Raw genomic sequence first — 26,368 nt, 5'->3', positions numbered from 1 at the left:
GATGAATCCAGCGACACGCTCTCCCCTCATGTGGGTCGTCCACCTCTCGGTCTTCTTGATCGTCGCACTCTGGACGCTGCCGACCGCCGGCCTCTTGATCTCGTCCCTGCGCGACAAGGATCAGCTCGCCGTCTCCGGCTGGTGGACGGCGCTTTCGACCTCGTCGCAGAATATCGTCGTTCGCGCACCCGGCCCGGACGCCCAGGTCGAGCGCGACGGCAAGTTCGTCATTTCCGGCAACCTGCTCGACGGGCAGGCGGGGCAGATCTCGGCCTTCGGCTTTAACAGCCGTGAGCCGACCGCGTTCAAGGCCGGCGAAACCGCCGAACTCAACGACGGCGAAAAGCTGACCGTGCAGGCCGACGGCAATTTCGAGATCGTCTCCGAGAAGAAGATGGAAGGATCGCGCGGCCAGCGCGTCTTCATAACCGCGTCCTCGCCGCCACGGTTCACTTTCGAAAACTACGGCGAAGTCTTGAGTGCCGAAGGCATCGGCCGCTCCTTCATCAATTCGCTGACGGTCGCCGTGCCAGCGACCATCATCCCGATCATGATCGCCGCCTTCGCAGCCTATGCGCTTGCCTGGATGCCGTTCCCGGGGCGGGCAATCCTGATTGCCGTCGTCGTCGGCCTTCTCGTCGTCCCGCTGCAGATGTCGCTGATCCCGCTCTTGAAGCTCTATAACGGCGTCGGCGCCTTCTTCGGCGTGCCGGCCAAGACCTATGTCGGCATTTGGCTGGCGCATACCGGCTTCGGCCTTCCGCTGGCGATCTACCTGCTTCGCAACTACATGGCCGGCCTGCCGCGCGAAATCATGGAATCCGCCCGCGTCGATGGCGCCAGCGATTTCGATATCTTTGTCAAGATTATCCTGCCGCTGTCCTTCCCGGCGCTCGCTTCCTTCGCGATCTTCCAGTTCCTCTGGACCTGGAACGACCTCTTGGTCGCCATCGTGTTCCTGGGCGCTGGCCCGGACGAACTGGTTCTGACCGGCCGGCTCGTCAACCTCCTCGGTTCACGAGGCGGCAACTGGGAGATCCTGACGGCCTCCGCTTTCATTACCATCATCGTTCCGCTGATCGTCTTCTTCAGCCTGCAGCGCTATCTCGTGCGCGGCCTGCTAGCGGGTTCGGTCAAGGGCGGCTGACAATCAAGGACTTTTTGCGACAATGAGCATGACCGAAATGAGCCAATCCACGATGCAGCCTGACAAGGACTGGTGGCGCGGCGCGGTGATCTACCAGATCTATCCGCGCTCTTACCAGGACTCCAACGGCGACGGCATCGGCGACCTCAAGGGCATCGTTGCTCGGTTGCCGCATATCGCCGCGCTGGGTGCCGACGCAATCTGGATTTCGCCGTTCTTCACCTCGCCGATGAAGGACTTCGGTTACGACGTCTCCAACTACACCGATGTCGATCAGATCTTCGGCAGTCTCGCCGATTTCGACGCGGTCATCGCCGAGGCGCACCGCCTCGGCATCCGGGTGATGATCGACCTCGTTCTCTCCCATACGTCGGACCAGCACCCCTGGTTCGTCGAAAGCCGATCGAGCCGGAAGAGCGCCAAGGCGGATTGGTACGTCTGGGCTGATTCCAGGCCGGACGGCACCCCGCCCAACAACTGGCTGTCGATCTTCGGCGGCTCGGCCTGGGCCTGGGATCCGACGCGCCTGCAGTACTACATGCACAACTTCCTGACCTCGCAGCCGGACCTCAACCTGCACAATCCCGAGGTTCAGGACGCGCTGCTGGCCGTCGAGCGTTTCTGGCTGGAGCGCGGCGTCGACGGCTTCCGCCTCGACACCATCAACTTCTACTTCCACGACAAGCAGTTGCGCGACAACCCGGCGCTGGCGCCGGAGCGCCGCAACGCCCAGACCGCGCCGGCGGTGAACCCCTACAACTACCAGGAACATCTCTACGACAAGAACCAGCCCGAGAACCTCGAATTCCTGAAGCGCTTCCGCGCGGTCATGGACGAGTTTCCGGCGATCGCTGCGGTCGGTGAAGTCGGCGACAGCCAGCGTGGCCTGGAGATCGCCGGCGAATATACCTCCGGCGGCGACAAGATGCAGATGTGCTACGCCTTCGAGTTCCTGGCGCCAGATCCGCTGACACCGGCGACAGTTGCCGAGGTTCTCCGGAACTTCCAGAAGGCGGCACCTGAAGGTTGGGCCTGCTGGGCCTTCTCCAACCATGACGTCGTGCGCCACGTCAGCCGCTGGGGAGCGGGCGTTACCGATCGCGACGCCCATGCAAAGCTGCTTGCGAGCCTTCTGATGTCGCTGCGCGGCTCGGTCTGCATCTATCAGGGAGAGGAGCTGGCGCTGAGCGAAGCCGAGCTTGCCTATGAGGATCTGAAGGATCCGTATGGCATCCAGTTCTGGCCGGACTTCAAGGGGCGCGACGGTTGCCGCACGCCGATGGTCTGGGACGGTGCTGCTGTCAACGGCGGCTTCGGCAGCGCAAAACCCTGGCTGCCGGTGCCGGCAGAACACCTGACGCGCGCCGTGTCGGTGCAGCAGGGCAACGACGCGTCGGTGCTCGAGCACTACCGCCGCTTCCTGCAGTTCCGCAAGGCGCACCCGGCCTTTGCCAAGGGCGAGATCGAATTCCTGAACACGGATGGCTCGGTGCTTGCTTTCGTGCGCAGCCACGGCAACGAAAAGCTCTTCTGCCTGTTCAACATGAGCGGCGCACCGGCTGCAGCCACGCTGCCGAATGAGCCGGTGGCTGCGTTGAAAGGCCATGGCTTCGTGTCCGAGGTCAAAAACGGAAGGGTTCATCTGCCGGCCTGGAGCGCCTATTTCGCGCGGCTGGTGTGACGGCGGATGACAACAGGGATAGACGGGAAAAACCGAAGGGGAGCGTGCAATGACGGGTCTGCTGCTTAAAGATATCCGCAAGTCCTACGGCGCGGTCGATGTCATTCACGGCATCAATCTCGACATCAAGCAGGGCGAGTTCATCGTCTTCGTCGGCCCGTCTGGCTGCGGAAAGTCGACGCTTCTGCGCATGATCGCGGGTCTCGAGGAGATCACCGGCGGCGACATGTTCATCGACGGCGAACGGGTCAACACCGTGCCGCCGTCGAAGCGCGGCATCGCCATGGTGTTCCAGTCCTATGCGCTCTATCCGCACATGACCGTCTACGACAACATGGCCTTCGGCATGCGGATCGCCAAGGAAAGCAAGGAGGAGATCGACCGTCGCGTGCGCAACGCCGCCGATATCCTGCAGCTGACCAAATATCTCGACCGCCTGCCGAAGGCGCTCTCCGGCGGCCAGAGACAGCGTGTTGCCATCGGCCGCGCGATCTGCCGCGACCCCAAGGTATTCCTGTTCGACGAGCCGCTGTCGAACCTGGATGCGGCTTTGCGTGTCGCCACCCGCATCGAGATTGCCAAGCTCAGTGAGCAGATGGCGGACACGACGATGATCTACGTCACCCACGACCAGGTGGAGGCAATGACGCTCGCCGACCGCATCGTGGTGTTGTCGCAGGGCCACATCGAACAGGTGGGCGCGCCACTCGAACTCTATGAGCGCCCGGCCAATCTCTTCGTCGCCCGCTTCATCGGCTCGCCGGCGATGAACATCATCCCATCGACGGTGACCGCGACCGGCGCGCAGACGACGGTGAAGCTGACCGGCGGCAAGAGCGTGACGCTCGATATCCCGACCGACTCGTCGCAGAACGGCAAGACTGCGAGTTTCGGCGTTCGCCCCGAAGACCTTCAGGTCAGTACCAGCGACAACTTCCTGTTCGAAGGCACGATCTCGATCGTTGAAGTGCTCGGCGAAGTGACGCTGCTCTACATCGAAGGCCTCGTCGACAAGGAGCCGATCATCGCCAAGATCCCCGGCATCCTGCCGGTTCAGCGCGGCGACAAGGTGCGCTTCACAGCCGACAAGGCCAAGCTGCACCTTTTCGACGCCGACGGTCGCACCTATCGCCGCTGATACGAACAGGCTCTCCCGTCGAACCCGCCCGTAAAATCGGGCGGGTTTTTTCAATGCACCCTGCGGATCAAACCCTCTGTTAAATCTCTGCCGTTAGTCTGTTTCAAAAGGGGATATGGAAAGGCATTTCGATGAGAGGCGCGGCGCCGGTGATGTACCAGCACTTCTTGAACAAGGAAGAGTCCTTCATGTACGATCGGGAAACCAACTTCCCGATGGAGGACACGCGGAACGAAGCCCGCATCGAATACACCGAGAAGGGCATGACCCAGCTGAGCTCGCGCCGTTGCGAGATCATCAAGCTGTCGAAAAGCGGCGCGTTGATCGGCATCCTCACGCAGTACCAGCTGCCGGAGAACTTCTACCTGGATATTCCGAGCGCGCGCATCCAGATGGTCGGCTGCCTCTTGAAGCGGGTGCATGCCAACAACGTCATCGAGGCGCGGTTCCTGCGTATGCTGACGGACCGCGACCTCAATCGCATCTTCGTCTACAGCACTCATCCGAACCATCGCAACCGGACGCTCGACATCTATCGCTGAGGTGCCGCGCCGCGCTTGACGGCCCTGCCGCGCTCGATGGATGGTTGTGGTCTCAATCAACGGGATCGGACCTGAACCATGCAGCGACCGTATCGGCTTTCCTGCCATTGCGGCGATATCGCCGTCGAAGTCGACGAAGAGCTTACCGGTCTCGTCGACTGCAATTGCTCGACCTGCCGGCGCTCCGGCTTCCTGCATTGGAAGGTGGACGCCGCCAAGGTGAAGCTCTTGACCGAGAAGCGCCGCCTGTCGAGCTACATCTGGCGCGGCCTTAACGAGGGGCACCATTTTTGCCCGACTTGTTCGACGCCGATCATGCGCAGCGGCTACCCGAACAACAAGATCTCGATCAATGCCCGCTGCATCGACGGCGTCGATGTCTTCACGCTGGAGATCGAGCGCTATGACGGGCGCAACGACATGTTCCCCGGGCCGCTGCCCTGAGCTTTCCGATCGTCTGGAGGCAAAGGCGCCGCCCCGATGGGGCGGCGCCTTTGTAAGTCAGTGGAAGAGCACGCTGGCGCCCTGATCGGCCGCACCGGCGATCGCGCGGAAGGGTGCGAAGAGCTCGCGGCCCATGCCGAAGTCATTGTCCGACAGATCCGCATGCGCCGGCACCCGTGTCTTCAGCGCGATGTCCTCGACCAACACCTCGATCGTCCCGGCAACCGCGTCGATGCGCACGATGTCGCCTTCCTGGATGCGGGCGATCGGGCCGCCGTCCTTCGCTTCCGGCGTCACGTGGATCGCCGCCGGCACCTTGCCGGAGGCGCCGGACATCCGGCCGTCCGTCAGGATGGCGACGCGCTGGCCGCGGTCCTGCAGAATGCCGAGCACAGTCGTCAGCTTGTGCAGTTCCGGCATGCCGTTGGCCTTCGGGCCCTGGAAGCGCACGACGGCGACGAAGTCGCCCTCGAGCTTGCCGGCCTTGAAGGCGGCGTTGAGTTCGGCCTGGTCGTGGAAGATCTTGGCAGGCGCCTCGATGATGTGGCGATCCGGCTTGACGGCAGAGATCTTGATGACGGCCTTGCCGAGATTGCCGGTCAGCATCTTGAGACCACCCGAGTGCTGGAACGGCTGGTCGATGGTCGCAAGCACCTTCGGGTCGGCGCTTTCCTTCGGCGTCGGCACGCGCTCGACATTACCGTCGGCGCCGAGGCGTACGTCGATCTTGTAGGCGTCGAGACCCTGGCCGACGACGGTGCGCACGTCGTCGTGCAGCAGGCCGGCGCGAAGCAGCTGGCTGATCAGGAAGCCCATGCCGCCGGCGGCGTGGAAGTGGTTCACGTCGGCAAGCCCGTTCGGATAGACGCGCGCCAGCAGCGGCACGATGTCCGAGAGCTCGGAGATGTCCTGCCAGGTCAGCACGATGCCGGCTGCCCGCGCCATGGCGACGAGGTGCATCGTGTGGTTCGTCGAGCCGCCGGTCGCATGCAGGCCGACGACGCCGTTGACGATCGAGCGTTCGTCGATCATTTCGCCGGCCGGCGTGAACTCGTTGCCCATGGCGGTGATCGCCAGCGCCCGCTTGGCGGCTTCCTTGGTCAGCGCGTCGCGCAGCGGCGTGCCCGGATTGATGAAGGAGGCGCCCGGCAGGTGGAAGCCCATGATCTCCATCAGCATCTGGTTGGAGTTGGCGGTGCCGTAGAAGGTGCAGGTGCCCGGTCCGTGGTAGGACTTCGATTCCGCTTCCAGCAGTTCGTCGCGGCCGACCTTGCCTTCGGCGAACAGCTGGCGAACCCGCGCCTTCTCGTCGTTCGGCAGGCCCGAGGTCATCGGCCCGGCAGGCACGAAGATCGCCGGCAGGTGGCCGAAGGTCAGGGCCGCAATCACGAGGCCCGGCACGATCTTGTCACAGACGCCGAGATAGACGGTGGAATCGAACATGTTGTGCGACAGCCCGACGCCGGCCGCCATCGCGATCAGGTCGCGGGAAAACAGCGAAAGCTCCATGCCCGGCTGCCCCTGGGTGACGCCGTCGCACATCGCGGGCACGCCGCCGGCAACCTGCGCGACGCCGCCTGCCTCGTGCGCGGCCTGACGGATCAGCGCTGGATAAGTCTCGAACGGTTGGTGCGCCGACAGCATGTCATTGTAGGCGGTGATGATGCCGAGATTGGCCACGCGGTCGCCCGCAAGCGCCACCTTCTCGGCGGGGGAACAGACGGCAAATCCATGCGCGAGGTTGCCGCAGCCGAGCACGCTGCGATGCGGACCGCTCGATGCCGCCCGGCGGACGCGATCGAGATAGGGCTCGCGGTGGGGTTTCGAGCGCTCGACGATGCGAGCCGTGATCGAGGCAATTCGGGAATCGGCGGACATGGCAAATCCTGTTCCGGAGTCTTCGGACTCCTCATCTTCATCCAGTCATCGTCCGGAGCGCGGCGAGCTTGGGAGAGCGCAAGCCGCGTCCCGGCGTTTCTCAGAAACACCTGTCCAATCCGACGGGAGCGCGCCACCGGCTGAACGTGTCTCCAAAGTTCCTATCGGGCCGGTTCGGCCCAACATCATTCCGATCTACGGCGCCCAGTAGATCTGCACCGGCGATGCGGCGCGCCGCAGCATCGCGCGGATCGGCATGTCCTTCTCGTCACCGGCTTCTTCGGCCTTGGCGAGAACCGTCTTCTTGCCTTCGCCTTCGATGTGCAGCACCAGAAGCCGTGCATCCTGGAGGCTGGCAAAGGTAAAGGTCAGGCGGGTTTCACCGGCACCCTCGGCTTCCATCGTGATCACGCCGCGCGGCGTTGCCGGATCGATGGCGCGCGCGAGTTGCGATCCGCCCGGGAAGAACGATGCGGTGTGACCGTCCGTTCCCATGCCGAGGATCGCCACGTCGAACGGTGCGGCGATCTTTGCCGTTTCCCGGCTTGCGAGATCAGCTGCCGCCTCCGCTGTCGGGGCCGCCTGGTAGAGCGGCAGGAAGGTCGCAGAAGCGGCCTTGTCCTGAAGCAGGTTGGCCGCCACGAGGCCATGGTTGGAGCGGTCGCTTTCCGGCGGCACGAAGCGTTCGTCGACCAGCGTCACCGTCACCTTGTCCCAGGCGATGTCCTTCTTCGAAAGCGCCTGGAAGAATGCCTTGGGCGTCGAGCCGCCGGAGACCGCGATGCTTGCGGAGCCGCGTGCGGCGATGCCGGCGGCGAGCGCCTGGCCCACAGCATCGGCAAGGCCTTGCGCCAGTGCTGCGCCGTTTTCGAATGTATGAAGCGTAGACGTCATCGGCGCACCTATATCGCGTCGTTCCAGGTCCGGCCGTCACGCTCGATCAGCGCGATCGACTGGCTCGGGCCCCAGGTGCCGGCCGTGTAGCCCTGGACCTGCTGTCCGGTCTCTTCCCAGGCCTTCAGGATCGGATCGACCCACTTCCATGCGGCCTCGACTTCGTCGCGGCGCACGAACAGCGTCTGGTTGTTGCGGATGACGTCGAAGAGCAGCCGCTCATAGGCGTCCGCATTGCGCACCGCAAAGGCCTCGGCGAAGCTCATGTCGAGCGAGACGCTGCGCAGGCGCATTCCGCCCGGGCCCGGGTCCTTGATCATCAGCGACTGCTTCACGCCTTCGTTCGGCTGCAGGCGGATGACCAGCTGGTTGGCCGAGATACGGCCGGCATTGTTGTCGAAGATGGAGTGCGGGATCTGCTTGAAGGTGATGACGATCTCCGACATGCGGCCGGCAAGGCGCTTGCCGGTACGAATGTAGAAGGGCACGCCGGCCCAGCGCCAGTTGCTGACCTCGGCCTTGATCGCCACGAAGGTTTCGGTGTTCGAGACGCCGCCTTCGAGCTCTTCGAGGTAACCCTTGACCGGGCCGCCGGCCGAAGCGCCGGCACGGTACTGGCCGCGCACCGTCACCTGCTCCACATTGGAGGAGGTGATCGGCTTCAGCGCGCGCAGAACCTTGAGCTTCTCGTCGCGCACCGCTTCTGCGTCCATCGAGGTCGGCGCTTCCATGGCGACGAAGCAGACGAGCTGCAAGATGTGGTTCTGCACCATGTCGCGTAGCGCGCCGGCCTTGTCGTAGTAGCCGGCGCGGTTCTCCAGGCCAACGGCTTCCGACACGGTGATCTGTACGTGGTCGATATGGGCGGAGTTCCACAGCGGCTCATAGAGCGCGTTGGCAAAGCGCAGCGCCATCAGGTTCTGCACCGTCTCCTTGCCGAGATAATGGTCGATACGGAAGATCTGCTCTTCGCGGAAGACCTTGCCGATCGTGTCGTTGAGTTCGGTCGCAGACGCAAGGTCGCGGCCGATCGGCTTTTCGACGACGATGCGGGTGTTCTTGGTGATCAGCTTGTGGTCGCGGATGCGCTCGGAGATGTCGCCGAAGATCGCCGGGCCGACGGCAAGATAGAAGGCGCGAATGCGCTCCTTGCCCTCTTCGAGGATCTTCTTCAGCGCGTCCCAACCCTGGTCGGACTTGGCGTCGACGGAGACGTAGAACAGGCGTGCAGCGAACTTCGCGACCTCCTCTTCCTTGTACTCTTCCGGCTTCAGATGTTCCTTCAGCGCGTCGACGGCAAACTTGCGATAATCCTCATGGCTGAGTGCCGCGCGCGAGGCGCCGATGATGCGCGTCGGCTCGGTGATCTGGCCTTCCAGTTGCCGGTGATAGAGCGCCGGCAACAGCTTGCGCTCCGCAAGATCGCCGGTGCCCCCGAACACCACATAATCAAATGGTTCGACGGGAATGATCTGGCTGCTCATGGGATATCTCGATCTGTTCAGGTCAGGGGCACATATAATCTAATCGATTTAAAGGCGCTAGTGCGGGATGAGGAAAAGTGCGCGCGGTTTTCCGCCCGCATCCCGCATTATCTTCTAACTATCGAACACGTTTATGATTTTGGGTCGAGCCGACCCAAAATCATCGTGATCTCAAGCGCGGCGCAATAAAATGCCGCCGCAAGCCTTCTTCAGAACCTGTCGCGTAATGCGTACCAGCTAAGCGCGAAGAAGAGAAGGGCGGAGCGGAACCGGGTTCCGCCCGGAAAAGCAGGGATTTTCAGCGCCTTCAAGAGGTCGAGCTCGGTGTCCTTGCCGAGCACGAGATCCGCATAGAGCTTGCCGCAATAGTTGGAGAGCATCACACCGTGGCCGGAATAGCCGCCGATCGAGGTGACGCCGGGCATGACCTCGCGACAGAAGGGCGTGCGTGGCATGGTGATGCCGACGGAGCCGCCCCAGGCATGGGTGATCTCGACATTGGCGAGCTGCGGATAGATCTCGCTGATCTGCCGGCGGATATGGGTGGAGATGTCGCGCGGATTGTCGGCGGTATAGGCTTCGCGGCCGCCGAACAGCAGCCGTCCATCCCGCGACTTGCGGAAGTAGCGCACGACGAAGCGCGAATCGTCGACCGACTCTCCACCGGGAATGACGTCAGGGTGGTCCGAAAGCACTGTCGTTGCGCCGATGAAGGAACGGATCGGCATGACATGGCTGGCGCTCACCGGCTCCAGGTTGCCGATATAGGCATTGCAGGCGACGAGCACACAGTCGGCGGTGATCGTGCCGCGGTCGGTGGTGATGACGATCGCGCCGCCCTGGCGATCGATCTTCAGGGCCTTGGTTTGCTCGAAGAGGTTGGCACCGGCAAGCGCTGCCTGTTTCGCAAGGCCGATCAGCAGCTTCATCGGGTGGATGTGGCCGGTGCCGGCATCGCGAATGCCGAAGTGGTAATGGTCGGATCCGAGCCGGCTTGCGGTTTCCTCGCGCTCCATGAAGGTCAGGTGCGGATAGCCGAAGCGTGTCGCCATCGCCTCGGCATGGTCGCGATAGTCTTTTTCGAGGCTTTGCTTGTGCCCGACCGAGAGTTGGCCGGGCACGAATTCGATGTCGATCTCGTGCGCATTGGCGAAGTCGAGCACATATCGCTTGGCGTTCTCGGCCATGTCGAACAGCGCCTGCGCCCGTTCGTGGCCGAGGCTCTCTTCCGTCTCGTCCGCCCAGGCGCGCTGACCTGTGCCGAACTGGCCGCCATTGCGGCCAGAGGCACCGTCGCCGAAGCGGCAGGCGTCGATCAGGGTGACGTCGACGCCTTGCCTGGCAAGGTTGTAAGCCGCCTGAAGTCCCGTATAGCCGCCGCCAACGATCGCGACATTGGCTTTCCGCGATCCTGGCATGGGCGGATAGTTCGGTCGGTCCGGAACAGTCGCCTCATACCAGGAGTAACCGGGCGAGATCGGGCTTTGCCAGGACATGGAGAACCTCTGAGGTCAGACGTTGAGAAGCAGGAATTCGCGCTCCCAGGGACTGATGACCTGCATGAAGGTCTCGAACTCGCCACGCTTGACGCCGGCATAGATGGCGATGAACTCGGGGCTGAGCACATCTGCAAGCGAGGGTGCCGACTCCAGCAGCGCAACGGCTTCGAGCAGGCCGCGGGGCAGGTCGATCTCGCCCTCGTTCGCCGTGTCCTCGGTCGGCGCCGTCGGATCGCGCTGTTCTATGATGCCGAGATAGCCGCAGGCGAGCGAGGCCGCGAGCGCCAGATAGGGATTGGCATCCGAACTCGGCAGCCGGTTCTCGATACGCCGGGCGACCGGCTCCGACACCGGGATGCGGAAGGCGGTGGTGCGGTTGTCGTAGCCCCAGGCAGTGTTGACCGGCGCGGACATGTCGGGCGTCAGTCGGCGGAAGGAGTTCACATAGGGCGCCATCATCACCAGCGTGCGCGGCACATAGTGCTGCATGCCGCCGATGAAGTGGAAGAATTCCTTCGATGCGGAACCGTCCGGGTTGGAGAACAGGTTGCGGCCGGTGTTGGTCTCGACCACCGACTGGTGAATGTGCATCGCCGAGCCCGGCTGGCCCTGCATCGGCTTGGCCATGAAGGTGGCGTAGATGCCGTGTTTCAGCGCCGCCTCGCGGATCGTCCGCTTGAACAGGAAGACCTGGTCGGCCAGCTCGATCGGATCGCCATGGCGCAGGTTGATTTCGAGCTGCGCCGGTCCTTCTTCGTGGATCAGCGTATCGATCTCGAGACCCTGTTTCTCGGAGAAGTGATAGATGTCGTCGATCAGTTCGTCGAATTCGTTGATGCCGGCGATCGAATAGCCCTGGCCGCCGAGGATCGAGCGACCGGAGCGGCCTTTCGGCGGATGCAGGGGATAGTCGGGATCGTCATTGGTGGCGACGAGGTAGAATTCGATCTCGGGTGCGACGACCGGCTTCCAGCCCTTCTGCTTGTAGAGATCGACCACGCGCTTCAGGACGTTGCGCGGCGTGTAGCTGATCTGCTCGCCCTGCGAGCCGACGATGTCGCAGATCACCTGCGCCGTCGGGTCGGTCTCCCAGGGAACGACCGAAAGGGTCGAAAGATCGGGCACGAGCTTGATGTCGCTGTCGCGGGAATCGTAGCGGAACTGGCCGGTTTCGTCCGGATATTCGCCCGAGATCGTGTGGCGGTAGACCGCCGAGGGCAGCGCCAGCGAGGTGTTGGAGGTAAACTTCGAGGTCGGCATCATCTTGCCGCGCGGAACGCCGGCGAGGTCGGGCGTGATGCATTCGACGTCTTCGATGCCGCGGATCTTGAGCCAGTCCGTGGCTTCCTTCCAGGTCTTCACACCGCGGAGGGAGTGGAGGGCGGGGGGTATTTTCGAAGTCTTGCTGATTTTCGTTGTTTGTTGGGCAGCACTTCTCTTGGAGGGCATAAATCACCGGTTTTGGCTTCGGATAGCGCATCATAACCACAGATTGGCAATTGGCTAGATGGGCTTGATCATTGACTTTCTGCTTTGCCCCCGGAATGGAAGGACAAACGAGCGGAGTGTTTCGTGGCTGAAAAGACAGATGTGGTGATCATTGGCGCCGGTGCCGCCGGCATGATGTGCGCCATCGAGGCGGGCAAGCGCGGCCGCCGCGTGGCCGTGCTCGACCATGCCAAGGCGCCGGGTGAAAAGATCCGCATCTCCGGCGGTGGCCGCTGCAACTTCACCAATATCCAAGCGGGGCCGAAGAACTTTCTGTCCGCCAATCCGCATTTCGCAAAGTCGGCGCTGGCGCGCTACACGCCGCGCGATTTCCTCGCTTTTGTCGAAAAGCATGGCATCGCCTGGCACGAAAAGACCCTCGGCCAACTCTTCTGCGACCATTCGGCGAAAGACATCATCAAGATGCTGCTGTCCGAAATGCGTGACGTGCATGCCGATCTTCGCCTCGAAACGACGATCGAGAGCGTCGAGCGCCACGGCGCCGGTTTTCGCGTGATGACGGGCGAGGGACCGATCGATGCACAGTCACTGGTCGTTGCCAGCGGCGGCAAGTCGATCCCGAAGATGGGGGCCACCGGGCTTGCCTACCGGATCGCCGAGCAGTTCGGCCTCCGGCTCATCGAAACGCGTCCCGGTCTCGTGCCGCTGACGCTCGATCCGGCGCAGCTCGAAGCGATCGGGGACCTGGCCGGCGTCGCCGCCGATGCGGAAGCGCGGTCCGGCAAGACGGCGTTTCGCGAGGCGGTGCTGATCACCCATCGCGGCCTGAGCGGTCCGGCCATCCTGCAGATTTCCTCCTATTGGCGCGAGGGGCAGGAGATCGTACTCAGGTTGATGCCCGACATCGACATCGCCGCGATCCTGAAAGAAATCCGCCGCACCCACGGTAAGCAGGCGGTGCAGACGGCACTCGGCGATATCCTGCCGCGGCGGCTGGCACAGTTTTTCGCCGACGGCGCAAAGCTGACCGGGCGCCAGCTTGCCGACCTCTCGGACAAGACCATCAATCAGCTTGCCACCTCGATCCAGGCCTGGACCATCAAGCCAGCCGGTTCGGAAGGCTACCGCACTGCAGAAGTCACGCTTGGCGGCGTCGATACCAACGGGCTCGACTCCAAGACGATGCAGGCAAAGGCGGTGCCGGGGCTCTATTTTATTGGCGAGTGCGTCGATGTGACCGGCTGGCTCGGCGGCTACAATTTCCAATGGGCCTGGGCGTCGGGCTTTGCGGCTGGCCAGGACGCCTGATTTCCCCGGTTTTGGCGGGTCGAGCTTCAGTGATTGTTAATATATCTCGCCGAACCTTTATCCTTGTCGGCACAGCCGGCAGTTGGTGGGATCGGAATGTCGCGTAAACGGAAATAACACTGTTTCTGATTTTTTGACTTTCTTCCGCCACGGCATGGCTGCAATATAACTGTGACGGGCAATACGGGTCATGCGGACCCAGCGTTGCCGGTCAATGTGACAAGGACAGGATGCCATGAACCAAATCCGCCGCCGTCCCCGCGCCATCGCGATCGCCCGCACCGATGAAAGCCGTCAGCAGAAGGCCGCACTCACGCGCCTCGCCTTGATTGCATTCTTTGCCGTTGCCGCCCTCGCAGCCCTTCCTGCTCTCTGGTTCTGAGTTCAGGGGATCGGCCTTAAGCGGCCGCCTCTCGGGCGCATTTGACGCGTCCGCGCACGCCTACGGATTTTCTGCCGCGGGTTGAATGCGCTTATACAAATTTTAATCGTTCAAAACAGATAGTGCGACGATGTGAGTTTCGTCAGGTTCACGTTGCCGAGGAGTGGCGCCGTGGATCCGCAATGATTGCCGACGGACTGGCGGTGTGCGCCGCATGATTTTTCGAAAAACATCAGCCTGTTTGCGCATCGGGTGGCTCTCGATCGTTCGCACATTCACGCCCCGTCGTTGAGTGCGGAGACCTAGCGAGCCGTCGGGGGAGGCGAATGCGAGCTGCGAGCCAAGGTGTTTTCCATGTTCATCGATAGAATTCTTGCCCGTTTCAAGATCCAGACGAAGGTGCTGTTTTTCATCCTGCCCTTCGTCGTCAGCATCTGTGCCGTCGGTATCACCGGCCTCTATGCGTCCGGCCTGCTTCAGGGACGCATGGAGATTTCCAACAGCGTGTTGCAGACCTTGAGTGGCTTCAAGGATGTCTATGCGGGCATGAACGCCTTCCTGCATTCGACTACCGAAGAAACCCGTGATGCCGTGCAGTCGACGATTTCGGCGCAGAAGGACGTGCTCGCCGATACGGCTGCACAGGTCGCAGGCCAGAACGGCCAGGACGAACTGAAGGCGGCGATCGCGGCGACGAGCGACATCGAGGCCCGCATCGGCGGCCTTTGGACGCTGCACGTTGGCGAGCAGGACCTGCGCATGGCAATGAACTCGAACCTCGACGCCCTGCTGATCGAGCGCGCCAAGATCAACGAAGAATCGAACCGCCTGCAATACGCCGTTCGCAAGAGCGAGAACGCCGCCAAGACCATGCTGCGCGAAGCCGAAAAGCTGATGCGCGCAAGCCGCTTCTTCAACGAGTTCGGCACCGAAGTGAGCAAGGCGATCACCGTCGACGACAAGCTGAAGGCGGTCAAGGAACGCTTCCCGATGATCGGCCGCACCGAGCGTGATATTTTCCGCCTGCTGCCGAAGGACGAAAAGTCGCTCACCGAGACCATCACCTCGGCTTCGAGCGAGATCGGCGCCATCCTGAAGGCGCCGGCCGGACCGGAAACGCTTGCCGGGATCTCCAAATATGTCGACCGCTTCCGCACGGCGAGCTTCCGCCTGGAAGCGGCGTCCGTCGGCAAGATGCGCGACGCGACGCGGATTTTCGCCGAACTCGACGAGCAGATCGTCACGACGGAATCGGTTCTGACCGCCACCCGCAGGCTTTCGTCGTCGATCACCGATATCCAGATTTCCGCCGCCACCTTCATGGGCCTGACGAACGAGAGCAATCGCCAGAAGCTGCTCGACAAGTCGCTCGCCGTTCAGCAGAACATGGCGACGCTTCGCGGTGTCGCGAGCGACGGCGCCTCCTTCGACAAGATCGCCGACACGCTGATGCCGATCCTGACGGCGATGAAGAAGGATGCCGCGGCGCTCGTCGAGATCACCGTCAAGCGCACCGCAGACTTCGACGCCGCCGGACAATCGATCAACCAGATCTGGACCGACCTCACCGAATTTGCCGAACAGCAGAAGGTTGCCGCCGGAACCGAGCGTAACGAGGCGAACCAGATCTCGGTCGCCGCGACCGTTGCCGGTGTCGTCATCGCGCTTTTGGCCGGCATCGCCCTGACGCTGACGCTGAAGAAGCCGATCGGCCAGATCACCGCGGCAATGCGTCGTCTCGCCGATGGCCGCCTCGACACGACGATCGACGGCGACGGCCGCCGCGACGAAATCGGCGACATGGCGCGTGCCCTTGGCGTGTTCAAGGAGAACGCGCTCTCCAAGGTCCGCATCGAGGCCGAAAGCGAAGAGCAGCGGACGCGCGCCGATATGGAGCGCAGCCGCAACGACCAGGAAAAGCGCGAGCTCGATCGCCAGATTGATCTCGCCGTCAGCGAGCTTGCCGCTGGCCTTGGCCGCCTGGCCCAGGGTGACCTGTCGCGCCAGATCGACGTGCCGTTCCATGGTCGCCTCGAGCAGCTGCGCCAGGACTTCAACGGTTCGCTGATCCGCCTGCAGGACACGCTCGCCCAGATCCGCGCCAATGCGCAGGCGATCCAGGAGAGCGGCTCCAGCATGCATCATGCGGCAGATTCGTTGTCGAAGCGCACGGAGGCCCAGGCCGCCTCGCTCGAAGAAACCGCGGCCGCCGTCGATCAGATCACCGTCACCGTCCGTTCCTCGGCCGAGCGTGCCGGCGAGGCCAACCGTGCGGTGATCCAGACGAAGCGCAGCGCCGACAGTTCGGCGACCGTCGTCACCAACGCGATCGCCGCCATGGGACGCATCGAGGAGGCTTCGCGCCAGATCGAGCAGATCATCGAGGTGATCGACGACATCGCCTTCCAGACTAACCTTCTGGCGCTCAACGCCGGTATCGAGGCGGCGCGTGCTGGAGAGGCCGGCAAGGGGTTTGCCGTCGTCGCCCAGGAGGTGCGCGAACTGGCGCAGCGCTCGGCGGAGGCCGCGCGTGAGATCAAGGGGCTCATCAACAAGTCGACCAACGAGGTCAATGCCGGTTCGCACCTGGTCAAGGAAACCGGCGAAGTGCTGGCCTCGATCAGCGCCCAGATCGTCACCGTCAGCCAGCATGTCGAGATGATTGCGACCGCAAGCCGGGATCAGGCCGTAGCGCTCAACGAGGTCAATGGCTCGGTCAACCAGATGGACCAGATGACGCAGCAGAACGCCTCGATGGTGGAAGAGGCGACGGCGACGAGCCGCGCACTCGCCAACCAGGCCGACACGCTGATGATGCTGGTCGAGCAGTTCCGGCTGGAGCCGGAGGCGGAAGACTACGACACCTACCGGGCAGCCTGAGGCGTCCGGCAAAGGGTTTCGCTGGCGGCAGGCAACGTCGCCAGCCGAAAGCACGGCACCCGATACCGTGCGACATAACAAGGGCAGGGGCTAACATTGCACCGCGTGGCCGCAGGGCTTCGCGGTGCTTTTTTTATCGGCGTGGAGGCTGCTCTTGCGTCGCTTGGTGACTGCGGCCGCGAGTGTTGTGAACGCCCGACGTAGAAGGCCAGGCGGTTTCGGATCGAAATCCTCGTCCCAGCGGCGCGTTTTCAGGGCCATGTCGGCGATGTAGACCATTGCCATCATTTCCATCGTGATGCTCCTCAGTTGATGGGCATCACTTTTTTTATGCAGCAAAACCAGTTTTACATACATCGGATATCGCTCTATGTTTTTCAGAAATGAAAGACATGGATTGGGATATCTATCGCTGTTTCATGAGCGTGGCGCGCGCCGGCGGGCTCACTGGAGCAGCGCAGGCGCTCGGGTCGAGCCCGGCGACCGTCGGCCGGCGGATGCTGGAGCTCGAGGAGCGCACCGGCCGCACGCTGTTTCTGCGCAGCCAGACCGGCTACCAGCTCACCGGCGATGGCGAACTTCTGTTCGAGCAGCTTCAGGAAATGGAATCGGCGGCGCGCCGGGTCGAGAGCTGGCGCCAGGAAGGCGAGGGCGCGACAGTCCGCATCACCGTCGGCACCTGGATCGCCTGGCTGCTGGCGGAAAACTTTCCGGCGCTCTGCACCGAAAGGGACGGCTTCAGCCTGGCGATAACCGTCGGCGAGACACGCGCCAGCCTCGCTTATCGCGAGACCGACATCGGCATCCGCGCCTTCGAGCCGGAAGAGGCCTATCTGGCGGCAAGTCCGGTCGGCGACGTCGCCTATGCCGCCTATCGTCAGAAGAACGCGCCGCCGGGCGCGAGCGCGCGATGGGTGGCCGTCGGCGAGGAGGAGGCGATCTCCGCCTATCTGCGCTGGCCGCACGAGCAGGTGAAGGGGGGCTGGGAGGGACGGATCGTCGCCACGGTCACGCGGCCGCGCTCGCTGCTTGATCTCGCACGCGCCGGCGCCGGCTGTGCGGTGCTTCCCTGCTTTGTCGGCGATCTCGATCCGATGCTGGAGCGCGCCGGCGAGGAGATCCCGGCGCTCCGGCACCGGCAATGGATCGTCATGAACAACGAGGACAGGCACCGCAAGGAGATACGAACAGTGGTCGATCGCATGACGAAGCTCTTGCGCAGTCACGTGGATATCTTTGCCGGAAAGCGACCACGCCGCAGCTGAGACGGGCAAGCCACTGTTGGCTCCGGTTGCAGGGAACGCCGCTGCCAGGTGCTTCGTGGGTACGGATCAGCGCATCAGCAGCTTGACGAGTGCGGCCTGCGAATTGACCCGGGTCTTGGCATAGATGCTTTTGAGCTGTGTCCGGGTCGTCTCGTAACTGACTCCGTGGGTCTGCGACATTTCCTTCAGCGTCAGGCCGGCGGCGATGCCGCAGGCAATGCGGATCTCAGCCGGGGTCAGGCCGTAATGGTCCTTCAGATGGTCGTGCCTGAGATCGCCGATGAGCGACGTCGCAGGCTCGATCAGAACCGCAACCGTCGGCCCGTCGAGAAGCTCGGTAAAGATGCTGGCGCTTCGCCGGACCAGGGTGACGCGGAAGGCGCCGTGTTCGGCGGTCCTGACGACGCGCAACTGCGGCTGCGCCGGGGCGCCGACCGGCGAGGCCAGAAGCTCGAGTGCCGCATTGGTTTCCGGTTCGTCCATGAACAGGCGGCCGTTGACCGCGATCCGGAAGGGCGAGCCGTTCGCCGCCATTCGTTCGGCGTTGTGGTTCATCGAGCGGATGCGCAGATTGTCGCCCACATAGATCACGCCGACGCCGATCGTATCGAGCAGGGTCCGGCCTTCGTGCTGCTCGGCCATCATCAGGTCGCGCCGCCGCAGAAAGTCGAAGGCGCGCTTCAGGTGGGGTGCAAGGAGCGTGTACTGGTCGGCCGCCTGCTGGTTGAGGTCCTCGTCCGTCGAAGAGGTGCAGGTCGACAGGAGCAAGGTCCGCGTCGGGCTGCGCACGATGGTCACGCCGACCGTGGTCTCGCTGCCGGTCTGGCGCTTCAGCCAGTCATTGTAGAATTCCGATTTCATCAGCTCCGCGCGCGAGACGATATGCTCGCCCGAGAGGCCGCGCCCCACCGGCACGAGAACCGATTTCGGTATCCAGGGGTTGATGGCCGCAAAGTGATCGTTGAACTGGTCGATGGCATCGGGGGTAAAGCCCGAGACATAGGGCACGCAGGCCGATGGCGACGCGAGGTCATGGTAATGGAGCGCTGAACGCCCGTTGGGCATGGTCGTCGTCAGCCGGTCGAGAAAATCCTGCCAGCCGCAATCGCCAAAGGCGGCGCCGTAAATCAGCTCCGTCAGTTCGGCGGTATCTGCAGGTTTCGTCGAACGATACATGCGTGCCTTTGCCTAAGACAGGTATGTCTAATATAGACAGGCATCGCAGATTCGATCAACCTGAAATAGCGGAGACAAGCATTCCTTGCGTGCGATACCATCCTGACAACGCAGAATAGCCGGCAAAGCGCCGGCCATTCCAATTTCTCCCACTTTCAATCGTCTTCGACAAAATCAACCCTTGGTTGCTTTTGTCGCTGCGGCGACAGCTTTGTGGCGGAGCGGTAGCGGCGACAGTAGAATCGCCCCAAACACCGTTGTGGCGAGCATCATGGCCGGCCCTGGGTGACGATAACCGGGATCAGCAAGTCGCCCCAGTTGCCTTCGCCGCCGTGGTGGCGAGCCGAGCGCACGAGTTCGACCGAAACGCCGGCATCGACGGCCTTCATCACGGACTGGTTGAGGCGATGCAGGTCGTTGGCGACCATGCGGATTGCCGCCTGCTGGTCCGGGGTCATCGCCGAAGACTGTTCCTCGGCCCGTTCCTTGACGCGTGTCTGGACTGTCATTGGACTTCTCCTTGAGGTTCGAGGCTGGAGCGTGCTTGCGGTTTTCCGCCCGCATCCATTTCACTTACGAGGGGTCGGCAGGAGCGCAGCGGGCAGGGATTGCCACGCTCCCGCCGGGCTTTCACTCTGCGGCCGGGCGGAACTGATCGTGCTCGGTCGATTCCTTCATGGCTGTTGTCGAGGACTGGCCACCGGTGATCGCCATCGAGACGGCGTCGAAATAGCCGGTGCCGACTTCGCGCTGGTGCTTGGTGGCGGTGTAGCCGTTGACCTCGGCGGCGAATTCCGCCTCCTGCAGCTCCGAATAGGCGGCCATCTGCCGTGCCTTGTAGCCACGCGCCAGTTCGAACATGCCGAAGTTCAGCTGGTGGAAGCCGGCCAGCGTGATGAACTGGAACTTGTAGCCCATCGCGCCGAGCTCTCGCTGGAACTTGGCGATCGTCGCGTCGTCGAGGTTCTTTTTCCAGTTGAACGACGGCGAGCAATTGTAGGCAAGCAGCTTGCCCGGATGCACCTTGTGCACGCCCTCGGCGAACTTGCGGGCCTGCTCGAGGTCTGGCTTCGAGGTTTCGCACCAGATGAGATCGCAATGCGGCGCATAGGCGACCGCGCGGGCGATGCAGGGCTCAAGCCCGTTCTTCACCTGGTAGAAGCCTTCGACCGTACGGCCGGCATCGTAATCGACGAAGGGGCGGTCACGCTCGTCGATATCGGAGGTCAAGAGCTTGGCGGCCTCCGCATCGGTGCGGGCGATGACCAGCGTCGGCGTTCCCATGACGTCGGCGGCAAGCCGGGCCGCGTTCAGGTTGCGGATATGGGCCGCCGTCGGGATCAGCACCTTGCCGCCGAGATGGCCGCACTTCTTTTCAGACGCAAGCTGGTCCTCGTAGTGGACGCCGGCAGCCCCTGCCTCGATGAAGGCCTTCATGATCTCGAAGGCGTTGAGAGGGCCGCCGAAGCCGGCTTCGGCGTCGGCGACAATCGGTGCGAACCAGGTGTCGACCGAAAGGCCCTTGCCCTCGGAGGTCTCGATCTGGTCGGCACGCTGCAGCGTGCGATTGATGCGCTTGGCAAGCTCAGGCGCGGCATTGGCCGGATAGAGCGACTGGTCGGGATACATGGCCGAAGCGGTGTTGGCGTCGGCCGCGACCTGCCAGCCGGAGAGATAGATCGCCTTAAGGCCGGCGCGGACCATCTGCATGGCCTGGTTGCCCGAAAGTGCGCCCAGTGCGTTGACGAAGTCGTCCTCGTGAATGAGTTTCCACAAGCGGTTCGCGCCCATTTCGGCCAGCGAATGGCGGATCTCGACCGACCCGCGCAGCCGCTTCACGGTCTCTGCGGTATAGGGTCGATCGACGCCATCGAAGCGGCCTTGCGGTGCGCTGGGAACGAGCTTGTAAAAATCAGTCATTACATCCTCCTGTCAAAATCAAACACCCATTCGACTTTTGTCGTACGGCGCTTTGTGTTTCGAGTTCATGTGACAGTTTTTACATTGCGCTGCAGTATTCGGCTATTGGAAACAATGAACTGGCGATATCAAAAGGGTTATCTTGTCTTGCCTTTGACAGGGTGGCGAAGTAAATTTGTAAAAAATGTAAAGCACCCTGGGTCACACGGATTGTAAAGGTAGTTACAAATGGCCGAGAACAAGATCTTTGCCGGTCCGCGGGTCAGGCGCATTCGCAATGGCCTGTCGCTGACCCAGACGGCCATGGCCGAGGCGCTCGGCATCTCGCCGTCCTACCTCAATCTGATCGAGCGAAACCAGCGACCGCTGACGGTGCAACTGCTTTTGAAGCTTGCCTCGGTCTACAAGGTCGATCTCGACGAATTGCAGGGCGAAACCGGCGGCAGCCTCACGCAATTGCGCGAGGTTTTCGCCGATCCGCTTCTGTCGGCGGAGTTGCCGGGGGAGCAGGAGCTGATCGAGGTGGCGGAAGCTGCCCCCAATGCCGCCGGCGGCGTCGTCAAGCTCTATCGCGCCTATCGCGAACAGGCCTCACGCCTGAAGGATCTGGCGGACCTTCTGGCGGGGCAGGGGCACATGGAGGCGCTTTCGGGTACGCGGCTGCCGATGGACGAGGTGCGCGAGACCTTCGAGGGGCGGCCGAATTATTTCGCCGGCATCGAGGCGGCGGCGGAAACCTTCCACGAGGCGCTGTCGCCGGGTGACGATCTGATCGGCGCGCTCAAGACCTGGCTGAAGAAGGAGCACGGCCTCGTCGTGCGCAGCCTGCCGGTGCACGCCATGCCGAACCTGCGCCGTCGCTTCGACAGGCACTCCATGCGCCTCTTCGTCTCCGAGCGGCTGTCGCCCTACGACCAGTTGCGCGAGATCGCCATGGAGGCCGTGTCGATTGCCTGTCATGAGGCGATCACGGCGGAGCTTGGGATGTTAAGGCTTTCGACTGCGGAAGCGCGCCGCATCGCTCGCTTCGAGCTGGCGCGCTACGGCGCGCACGCCCTGATGATGCCCTATGCCGCTTTCCTTGCCGCCGCACAGCGGGCGAAGTACGACATCGATGTCCTGCGCGCCCGCTTCCAGGTCTCGTTCGAGCAGGCCGCCAACCGGCTGACCATGCTGCAGCGCCCGGGTGCCCAAGGGCTGCCGTTCTTCCTCATGGAGATCGACAGTGCTGGCCACCGGTTGCGGCGGGCCGGCGCATCGGGCTTTCCGCAGGCGAAATTCGGTGGTGGCTGTCCGAAGCTCAATATCCACGCCGCCTTCTCGGTGCCGGGGCAGGTCCTGGTCGATCGTGTCGAAATGCCCGACGGTGCCGAGTTCCTGACGGTGGCGCGCACCCTGGAAGGGCCGCAGGCGGCGTTCCACGAGCGCGTCCGGCGCACGGCGCTTCTTCTTGGCTGCGAGGCGTCGGTTGCCGACGAGACTGTCTATGGATCCGCGTTGCCGCCGGCAGTCGCGATCGGTGCCGCCTGTCGGCTCTGCGAGCGCCAAGGCTGTCTCGCGCGCGCCGAGCCGCCGGTCACCCGCCCGCTCGGGCTCGACGAGATGGCGACGGGACTCAGCGTTTTCGATTTTCAGTAGCTGACGGGGTGCTGGTTCGGCAGAAGCGGCGCATTCGCCGCGAAGCATTCTGCCGGCAGTCCCGTTGTGTAGCCGCGGGTGATGTGCGCCTTGTCGGCATAGGCCTTGTTGCGCATCAAAATCGCGTGCAGTTCCGGCAAATTGTAGAACGGCACGCCCGGATAGAGATGGTGCTCCAGGTGGTAGTTGATGTTGTGGGGTGCGAAGAACAGCTTCTCCCAGGCATGCGGATAGACCGTGCGTGAACTCGTCAGTTCATCGCTATAATCCATGCTGCCGAAATGCTCGGCGACGCTGCGTATATAAAGGAACAGGCAGAAGAAGGTGAGGAACGGCACCACCCAGTAGAGCGCCACTTCCCGCCAGATGCCGAAGAACGTGAAGATCGCGGCGGCGGCGACGTAGAAGCCGATGCGCAGCAGCTTGTACTGAAGCGTCGAGCGATCGTTCTTCCCCATGCGCTTGGCCATGTGCAGCATGTCGCGCAGCGAATTGACCGCGACGAGATAGCCGAGCAGTTGCGTGATGCCGCGCGCGACCTTTTGCGGAAAGGTGAATTGCGGCATGCCGAGCTTCGCCGTCCAGTCCGGATCCTCATCGGTATTGGCATGCTGATGGTGGGCGAGGTGGTTCTGGCGATAGCCGTCGACGGTGGCCAGCACCGGCCAGGCGAGCAGCAGGTCGCTCATCCAGTCGCTGATTTTCCGGTTGCGGATGATGCGGTAGTGCGCCGCCTCGTGGATCATGCAGCCGAGCGCATGCATGCGTCCGGCGATCAACACCACGGCAACGAGGTAGACGAAGAGGTTGCCGAAATACTCGCTGACGGCGATGGCTGATGCAATCAACGCCCAGTCGAATGCGATTGCCGCAAGGGCCTTTCGCGGCTCGAGCGCCGACAGGCGCTTTAACTGCTTCGGATCGATCCTGCGGCTTTTCCCGCCGACGACCTGCTCACCCATGACGACACCTGAGATCCTTTACCGCTACTGTCGGGAAAATCGCATGGCGATCATGGTTAATCAATCGTAAATGGCGGTCCGTACAGAGGCGGCAAAGCTATGGTTAACGGTGCCGCCGCGGCCGGGTCGAGGACGGCAGGCTGGAAGCCAGCCGCCATAAGTGCCCGTTTTTCTTCGACTTGTGAAATTGACGGGGCCACAGGGCGGCGCTTCTTATCGGCACGAAAGCGCTTGAGGTTATCGAGAAAGATGCCTAACCTCCGGCCTGAACGAAGCGGATTGGACGGTGTCCCGGTGTGCCGGGCCCGATACGAAAAAACCAAGAGGGGAGTTGTATGTCCAAGCTCATCGTCACAACCCTGGCGGCAGCCGTTCTGGCCGGCTCGACCATGCTGGCCTCCGCGCAGGAGCGCGTGGTCAACGTCTACAACTGGTCGGACTATATCGACAGCAGCATTCTGGAAGATTTCACCAAGGAGACCGGCATCAAGGTCGTCTACGACGTCTTCGACAGCAACGAGATCTTGGAGACGAAGCTGCTTGCCGGGGGCTCCGGCTACGACGTGGTGGTGCCGACGGCAACCTTCCTGCAGCGGCAGATCGCCGCGGGCGTGTTCCAGAAGCTCGACAAGTCGAAGCTGCCGAACCTTTCCAACATGTGGGACGTGATCATGGAGCGTACGGCAAAGTACGATCCGGGCAACGACTATGCCATCGACTACATGTGGGGCACGACCGGCATCGGCTACAACGTCGACAAGATGAAGGCGATCCTCGGTACCGACGAGAAGCCCAACTGGGACGTCATCTTCAAGCCGGAACTGGCGGCGAAGTTCAAGGATTGCGGCATCCACATCCTCGATTCCCCGACCGACGTGATGCCTTCGGCGCTCGCCTATCTCGGCCTCAATCCGGATAGCCACGAGGCGGCCGATCTGGAAAAGGCGGCTGAGCTGCTGGCGAGCATCCGCCCCAATGTGCGCAAGTTCCATTCGTCGGAATACATCAATGCGCTTGCCAACGGCGACATCTGCCTTGCAATCGGCTTTTCCGGCGACGTCTTCCAGGCCCGCGACCGTGCGGCCGAAGCCAAGGCCGGTGTGACCGTCGACTACGCGATCCCGTCCCAGGGCGCGCAGATGTGGTTCGACATGCTTGCGATCCCGGCTGATGCACCGCACGTGGAGGAGGCGCACGCCTTCCTCAACTACATGATGAAGCCCGAAGTCGTGGCCAAGGCATCGAACTACGTCTTCTACGCCAACGGCAACAAGGCCTCGCAGCAGTTTCTTGACAAGGCTGTTTTGGAAGACAGCGCCATCTATCCGTCGGACGAGGTGATGCAGAAACTGTTCACGGTGACGCCCTTCGAGGCGAAAGAACAGAGGGTATTGACCCGACTCTGGACAAAGGTCGTAACCGGCCAGTAAGAGCGGAAAACGAATTGCCCGGACCTCAAAATCCGGGCAATTTTCTTAAGGGGGCACCGGGGAAAACGAGAGTGCCCATCGGCTGTATCATTCGGGGATAGATGATGAAGTCTCTCGGCAGTATCCGGCGGTCCTTTGCCCCTTGGGCGGATCCCGCTTCCAAGCCATTCATTTCCTTCAAGAACGTGACCAAGCGGTTCGGCGATTTCACCGCCGTCGACGACCTTTCGCTGGATATCTACACGCGCGAGTTCTTTGCGCTTCTGGGTGCGTCCGGCTGCGGAAAGTCGACGCTTCTGCGCATGCTCGCCGGCTTCGAACAGCCGACGTCGGGCGAGATCATCCTCGACGGGCAGAGCCTGGCCGGCATTCCGCCCTACAGGCGTCCGGTCAACATGATGTTCCAGTCCTACGCGCTCTTCCCGCATATGAACGTGGAGAAGAACATCGCCTTCGGCCTGAAGCAGGATGGCATGCCGAAGGCGGATATTGCCGAGCGCGTCGCCCAGATGCTGAAGCTGGTGAAGCTCGAGAAGTTCTCCCAGCGCAAGCCGCACCAGCTTTCAGGCGGTCAGCGCCAACGTGTCGCCCTTGCCCGCTCGCTCGCCAAGCGGCCGAAGGTGCTGCTCCTCGACGAACCGCTCGGCGCGCTCGACAAGAAGCTGCGCGAGGAAACCCAGTTCGAACTGATGGATCTGCAGCAGGAACTCGGCCTCACCTTCGTCGTCGTCACCCACGACCAGGAAGAGGCGATGACCATGGCCGACCGCATCGCGGTGATGAGCCACGGCAAGGTCATCCAGGTGGCGACCCCTGCCGAAATCTACGAGGCGCCGAACTCGCGTTTCGTCGCGGACTTCATCGGCGACGTCAACATTTTCGAGGGAGCGGTCTCCGGAGCCGAGGGCGGCTATGTGCGCCTTGAAGGCACCAACGGTTTCCCCATCCGCATGGCATCGCCCGAGACGCCGGCTGCCGGCGGCAAGTCGGCCGTCGCCGTCCGCCCGGAAAAGATCCGCGTCAGCCGTCAGCCGCCGGCGCACGCGCCCGTCAACGCCGTTCAGGGCGAGATCTGGGATATCGGCTATCTCGGCGACATGACCGTCTTCCACGTGCGCCTGAAGGATGGGCGCGTGATCAAGGCGTCGTCGCTCAACGCAGTGCGCGCGGTCGAGGATCCACTCGGCTACGACCAGGAGGTCTGGGTTTCCTTCGGCGAAGACGCCGGTGTCGTTCTGAAGGATTGAGGCC

22 protein-coding genes are annotated in these 26,368 nt (G+C 62.7%); 12 read left to right on the top strand and 10 right to left on the bottom strand.

Annotated elements, in window-relative coordinates:
- Nucleotide 1 precedes the first annotated feature (1 nt).
- The 5 genes from IB267_RS11925 (at nucleotide 2) to IB267_RS11905 (ending at nucleotide 4,952) form a co-directional block, all read left to right on the top strand.
- On the top strand, nucleotides 2-1,147 hold the full coding sequence (locus IB267_RS11925) for a carbohydrate ABC transporter permease (RefSeq protein WP_192447815.1): 1,146 nt from the start codon (nucleotides 2-4) through the stop codon (nucleotides 1,145-1,147).
- Nucleotides 1,148-1,169: 22 nt separating this feature from the next.
- Nucleotides 1,170-2,828: an alpha-glucosidase family protein gene (locus IB267_RS11920; protein WP_192447814.1), complete on the top strand. Its 1,659-nt coding sequence runs from the start codon at nucleotides 1,170-1,172 to the stop codon at nucleotides 2,826-2,828.
- Nucleotides 2,829-2,877: 49 nt separating this feature from the next.
- The gene (locus IB267_RS11915) at nucleotides 2,878-3,966 is read left to right on the top strand and encodes an ABC transporter ATP-binding protein (RefSeq protein ID WP_192447812.1); all 1,089 of its coding nucleotides are present in this window, start codon (nucleotides 2,878-2,880) and stop codon (nucleotides 3,964-3,966) included.
- 131 nt (nucleotides 3,967-4,097) lie between these two features.
- Nucleotides 4,098-4,508: a hypothetical protein gene (locus tag IB267_RS11910; RefSeq protein WP_192447810.1), complete on the top strand. Its 411-nt coding sequence runs from the start codon at nucleotides 4,098-4,100 to the stop codon at nucleotides 4,506-4,508.
- Between the two features lie 78 nt (nucleotides 4,509-4,586).
- A complete protein-coding gene (locus IB267_RS11905) occupies nucleotides 4,587-4,952 on the top strand; it encodes a GFA family protein (protein WP_192447808.1) in 366 nt (121 codons plus the stop codon).
- A gap of 57 nt (nucleotides 4,953-5,009) precedes the next feature.
- On the opposite strand, the gene edd is transcribed toward IB267_RS11905, so the two are convergent.
- The 5 genes from edd to IB267_RS11880 all read right to left on the bottom strand — a co-directional run bounded on the left by edd (nucleotide 5,010) and on the right by IB267_RS11880 (nucleotide 12,156).
- Nucleotides 5,010-6,830 carry a phosphogluconate dehydratase gene (gene edd / locus IB267_RS11900; protein ID WP_192447806.1) on the bottom strand — a complete coding sequence of 607 codons (1,821 nt, stop codon included), beginning with the start codon at nucleotides 6,828-6,830 and terminating at the stop codon, nucleotides 5,010-5,012.
- 195 nt (nucleotides 6,831-7,025) lie between these two features.
- Complete coding sequence (pgl, locus tag IB267_RS11895) at nucleotides 7,026-7,724, bottom strand: 6-phosphogluconolactonase (protein ID WP_192447805.1); 699 nt, start codon at nucleotides 7,722-7,724, stop codon at nucleotides 7,026-7,028.
- Nucleotides 7,725-7,732: 8 nt separating this feature from the next.
- Nucleotides 7,733-9,208 carry a glucose-6-phosphate dehydrogenase gene (gene zwf / locus IB267_RS11890; protein WP_043617937.1) on the bottom strand — a complete coding sequence of 492 codons (1,476 nt, stop codon included), beginning with the start codon at nucleotides 9,206-9,208 and terminating at the stop codon, nucleotides 7,733-7,735.
- Nucleotides 9,209-9,417: 209 nt separating this feature from the next.
- Nucleotides 9,418-10,704, bottom strand: a complete 1,287-nt coding sequence (locus tag IB267_RS11885) for an FAD-binding oxidoreductase (protein WP_192447803.1) — start codon at nucleotides 10,702-10,704, stop codon at nucleotides 9,418-9,420.
- A gap of 15 nt (nucleotides 10,705-10,719) precedes the next feature.
- Nucleotides 10,720-12,156, bottom strand: coding sequence for a glutamine synthetase family protein (locus IB267_RS11880; RefSeq protein ID WP_192447802.1), 1,437 nt, complete (start codon nucleotides 12,154-12,156; stop codon nucleotides 10,720-10,722).
- Between the two features lie 123 nt (nucleotides 12,157-12,279).
- Between IB267_RS11880 and IB267_RS11875 the strand changes: the two genes are divergently transcribed.
- The 3 genes from IB267_RS11875 (at nucleotide 12,280) to IB267_RS11865 (ending at nucleotide 16,726) form a co-directional block, all read left to right on the top strand.
- The gene (locus tag IB267_RS11875; protein ID WP_192447800.1) at nucleotides 12,280-13,464 is read left to right on the top strand and encodes an NAD(P)/FAD-dependent oxidoreductase; all 1,185 of its coding nucleotides are present in this window, start codon (nucleotides 12,280-12,282) and stop codon (nucleotides 13,462-13,464) included.
- 235 nt (nucleotides 13,465-13,699) lie between these two features.
- Nucleotides 13,700-13,846 (top strand): hypothetical protein, encoded by a 147-nt coding sequence (locus tag IB267_RS11870; RefSeq protein ID WP_192447798.1) that lies wholly within the window; start codon nucleotides 13,700-13,702, stop codon nucleotides 13,844-13,846.
- 354 nt (nucleotides 13,847-14,200) lie between these two features.
- Nucleotides 14,201-16,726 (top strand): methyl-accepting chemotaxis protein, encoded by a 2,526-nt coding sequence (locus IB267_RS11865; protein ID WP_192447797.1) that lies wholly within the window; start codon nucleotides 14,201-14,203, stop codon nucleotides 16,724-16,726.
- A gap of 90 nt (nucleotides 16,727-16,816) precedes the next feature.
- On the opposite strand, the gene IB267_RS11860 is transcribed toward IB267_RS11865, so the two are convergent.
- Nucleotides 16,817-17,083 carry a hypothetical protein gene (locus IB267_RS11860; protein ID WP_192447796.1) on the bottom strand — a complete coding sequence of 89 codons (267 nt, stop codon included), beginning with the start codon at nucleotides 17,081-17,083 and terminating at the stop codon, nucleotides 16,817-16,819.
- A gap of 26 nt (nucleotides 17,084-17,109) precedes the next feature.
- On the opposite strand from IB267_RS11860, the gene IB267_RS11855 reads away from it, so the two are divergent.
- The gene (locus IB267_RS11855) at nucleotides 17,110-17,991 is read left to right on the top strand and encodes a LysR family transcriptional regulator (protein ID WP_192447794.1); all 882 of its coding nucleotides are present in this window, start codon (nucleotides 17,110-17,112) and stop codon (nucleotides 17,989-17,991) included.
- 66 nt (nucleotides 17,992-18,057) lie between these two features.
- Here IB267_RS11855 and IB267_RS11850 read toward each other — a convergent pair whose 3' ends face one another.
- From IB267_RS11850 to aceA, 3 genes are all read right to left on the bottom strand, one after another.
- Nucleotides 18,058-19,167: a helix-turn-helix transcriptional regulator gene (locus IB267_RS11850; protein ID WP_192447793.1), complete on the bottom strand. Its 1,110-nt coding sequence runs from the start codon at nucleotides 19,165-19,167 to the stop codon at nucleotides 18,058-18,060.
- Nucleotides 19,168-19,436: 269 nt separating this feature from the next.
- Nucleotides 19,437-19,676: a hypothetical protein gene (locus IB267_RS11845; protein WP_034800815.1), complete on the bottom strand. Its 240-nt coding sequence runs from the start codon at nucleotides 19,674-19,676 to the stop codon at nucleotides 19,437-19,439.
- 121 nt (nucleotides 19,677-19,797) lie between these two features.
- The gene (aceA, locus tag IB267_RS11840) at nucleotides 19,798-21,087 is read right to left on the bottom strand and encodes an isocitrate lyase (protein WP_192447791.1); all 1,290 of its coding nucleotides are present in this window, start codon (nucleotides 21,085-21,087) and stop codon (nucleotides 19,798-19,800) included.
- Between the two features lie 228 nt (nucleotides 21,088-21,315).
- Here aceA and IB267_RS11835 point away from each other — a divergent pair, with 228 nt between their 5' ends.
- Nucleotides 21,316-22,725 carry a short-chain fatty acyl-CoA regulator family protein gene (locus tag IB267_RS11835; protein WP_192447789.1) on the top strand — a complete coding sequence of 470 codons (1,410 nt, stop codon included), beginning with the start codon at nucleotides 21,316-21,318 and terminating at the stop codon, nucleotides 22,723-22,725.
- On the opposite strand, the gene IB267_RS11830 is transcribed toward IB267_RS11835, so the two are convergent.
- A complete protein-coding gene (locus tag IB267_RS11830) occupies nucleotides 22,719-23,687 on the bottom strand; it encodes a fatty acid desaturase family protein (RefSeq protein ID WP_192447787.1) in 969 nt (322 codons plus the stop codon). The genes IB267_RS11835 and IB267_RS11830 overlap by 7 nt on opposite strands.
- A 335-nt stretch (nucleotides 23,688-24,022) precedes the next feature.
- On the opposite strand from IB267_RS11830, the gene IB267_RS11825 reads away from it, so the two are divergent.
- Entirely contained in the window at nucleotides 24,023-25,117 is a 1,095-nt protein-coding gene (locus IB267_RS11825; RefSeq protein ID WP_043618210.1) for a polyamine ABC transporter substrate-binding protein, read from the top strand.
- A gap of 104 nt (nucleotides 25,118-25,221) precedes the next feature.
- Nucleotides 25,222-26,364: an ABC transporter ATP-binding protein gene (locus tag IB267_RS11820; protein ID WP_192448307.1), complete on the top strand. Its 1,143-nt coding sequence runs from the start codon at nucleotides 25,222-25,224 to the stop codon at nucleotides 26,362-26,364.
- Nucleotides 26,365-26,368: the final 4 nt, after the last annotated feature.

This window comes from Ensifer sp. ENS09 (assembly GCF_014852425.1).
Taxonomy (GTDB): domain Bacteria; phylum Pseudomonadota; class Alphaproteobacteria; order Rhizobiales; family Rhizobiaceae; genus Ensifer.
Note: the sequence above shows the minus strand (reverse complement) of the source record. Positions and strands in the feature narration are given on the sequence as shown.

Bases quoted from the DNA above. Each gene is read 5' to 3' on its own strand.
- pgl (WP_192447805.1), bottom strand. From the start codon at position 7,724: ATGACGTCTACGCTTCATACATTCGAAAACGGCGCAGCACTGGCGCAA.
- IB267_RS11825 (WP_043618210.1), top strand. From the start codon at position 24,023: ATGTCCAAGCTCATCGTCACAACCCTGGCGGCAGCCGTTCTGGCCGGC.
- IB267_RS11910 (WP_192447810.1), top strand. From the start codon at position 4,098: ATGAGAGGCGCGGCGCCGGTGATGTACCAGCACTTCTTGAACAAGGAA.
- IB267_RS11830 (WP_192447787.1), bottom strand. From the start codon at position 23,687: ATGGGTGAGCAGGTCGTCGGCGGGAAAAGCCGCAGGATCGATCCGAAG.
- IB267_RS11870 (WP_192447798.1), top strand. From the start codon at position 13,700: ATGAACCAAATCCGCCGCCGTCCCCGCGCCATCGCGATCGCCCGCACC.
- IB267_RS11880 (WP_192447802.1), bottom strand. From the start codon at position 12,156: ATGCCCTCCAAGAGAAGTGCTGCCCAACAAACAACGAAAATCAGCAAG.
- IB267_RS11835 (WP_192447789.1), top strand. From the start codon at position 21,316: ATGGCCGAGAACAAGATCTTTGCCGGTCCGCGGGTCAGGCGCATTCGC.
- IB267_RS11850 (WP_192447793.1), bottom strand. From the start codon at position 19,167: ATGTATCGTTCGACGAAACCTGCAGATACCGCCGAACTGACGGAGCTG.
- IB267_RS11820 (WP_192448307.1), top strand. From the start codon at position 25,222: ATGAAGTCTCTCGGCAGTATCCGGCGGTCCTTTGCCCCTTGGGCGGAT.
- IB267_RS11860 (WP_192447796.1), bottom strand. From the start codon at position 17,083: ATGTATGTAAAACTGGTTTTGCTGCATAAAAAAAGTGATGCCCATCAA.
- IB267_RS11920 (WP_192447814.1), top strand. From the start codon at position 1,170: ATGAGCATGACCGAAATGAGCCAATCCACGATGCAGCCTGACAAGGAC.
- IB267_RS11845 (WP_034800815.1), bottom strand. From the start codon at position 19,676: ATGACAGTCCAGACACGCGTCAAGGAACGGGCCGAGGAACAGTCTTCG.
- edd (WP_192447806.1), bottom strand. From the start codon at position 6,830: ATGTCCGCCGATTCCCGAATTGCCTCGATCACGGCTCGCATCGTCGAG.
- IB267_RS11915 (WP_192447812.1), top strand. From the start codon at position 2,878: ATGACGGGTCTGCTGCTTAAAGATATCCGCAAGTCCTACGGCGCGGTC.
- zwf (WP_043617937.1), bottom strand. From the start codon at position 9,208: ATGAGCAGCCAGATCATTCCCGTCGAACCATTTGATTATGTGGTGTTC.
- IB267_RS11905 (WP_192447808.1), top strand. From the start codon at position 4,587: ATGCAGCGACCGTATCGGCTTTCCTGCCATTGCGGCGATATCGCCGTC.
- IB267_RS11855 (WP_192447794.1), top strand. From the start codon at position 17,110: ATGAAAGACATGGATTGGGATATCTATCGCTGTTTCATGAGCGTGGCG.
- IB267_RS11865 (WP_192447797.1), top strand. From the start codon at position 14,201: ATGTTCATCGATAGAATTCTTGCCCGTTTCAAGATCCAGACGAAGGTG.
- IB267_RS11925 (WP_192447815.1), top strand. From the start codon at position 2: ATGAATCCAGCGACACGCTCTCCCCTCATGTGGGTCGTCCACCTCTCG.
- IB267_RS11885 (WP_192447803.1), bottom strand. From the start codon at position 10,704: ATGTCCTGGCAAAGCCCGATCTCGCCCGGTTACTCCTGGTATGAGGCG.
- aceA (WP_192447791.1), bottom strand. From the start codon at position 21,087: ATGACTGATTTTTACAAGCTCGTTCCCAGCGCACCGCAAGGCCGCTTC.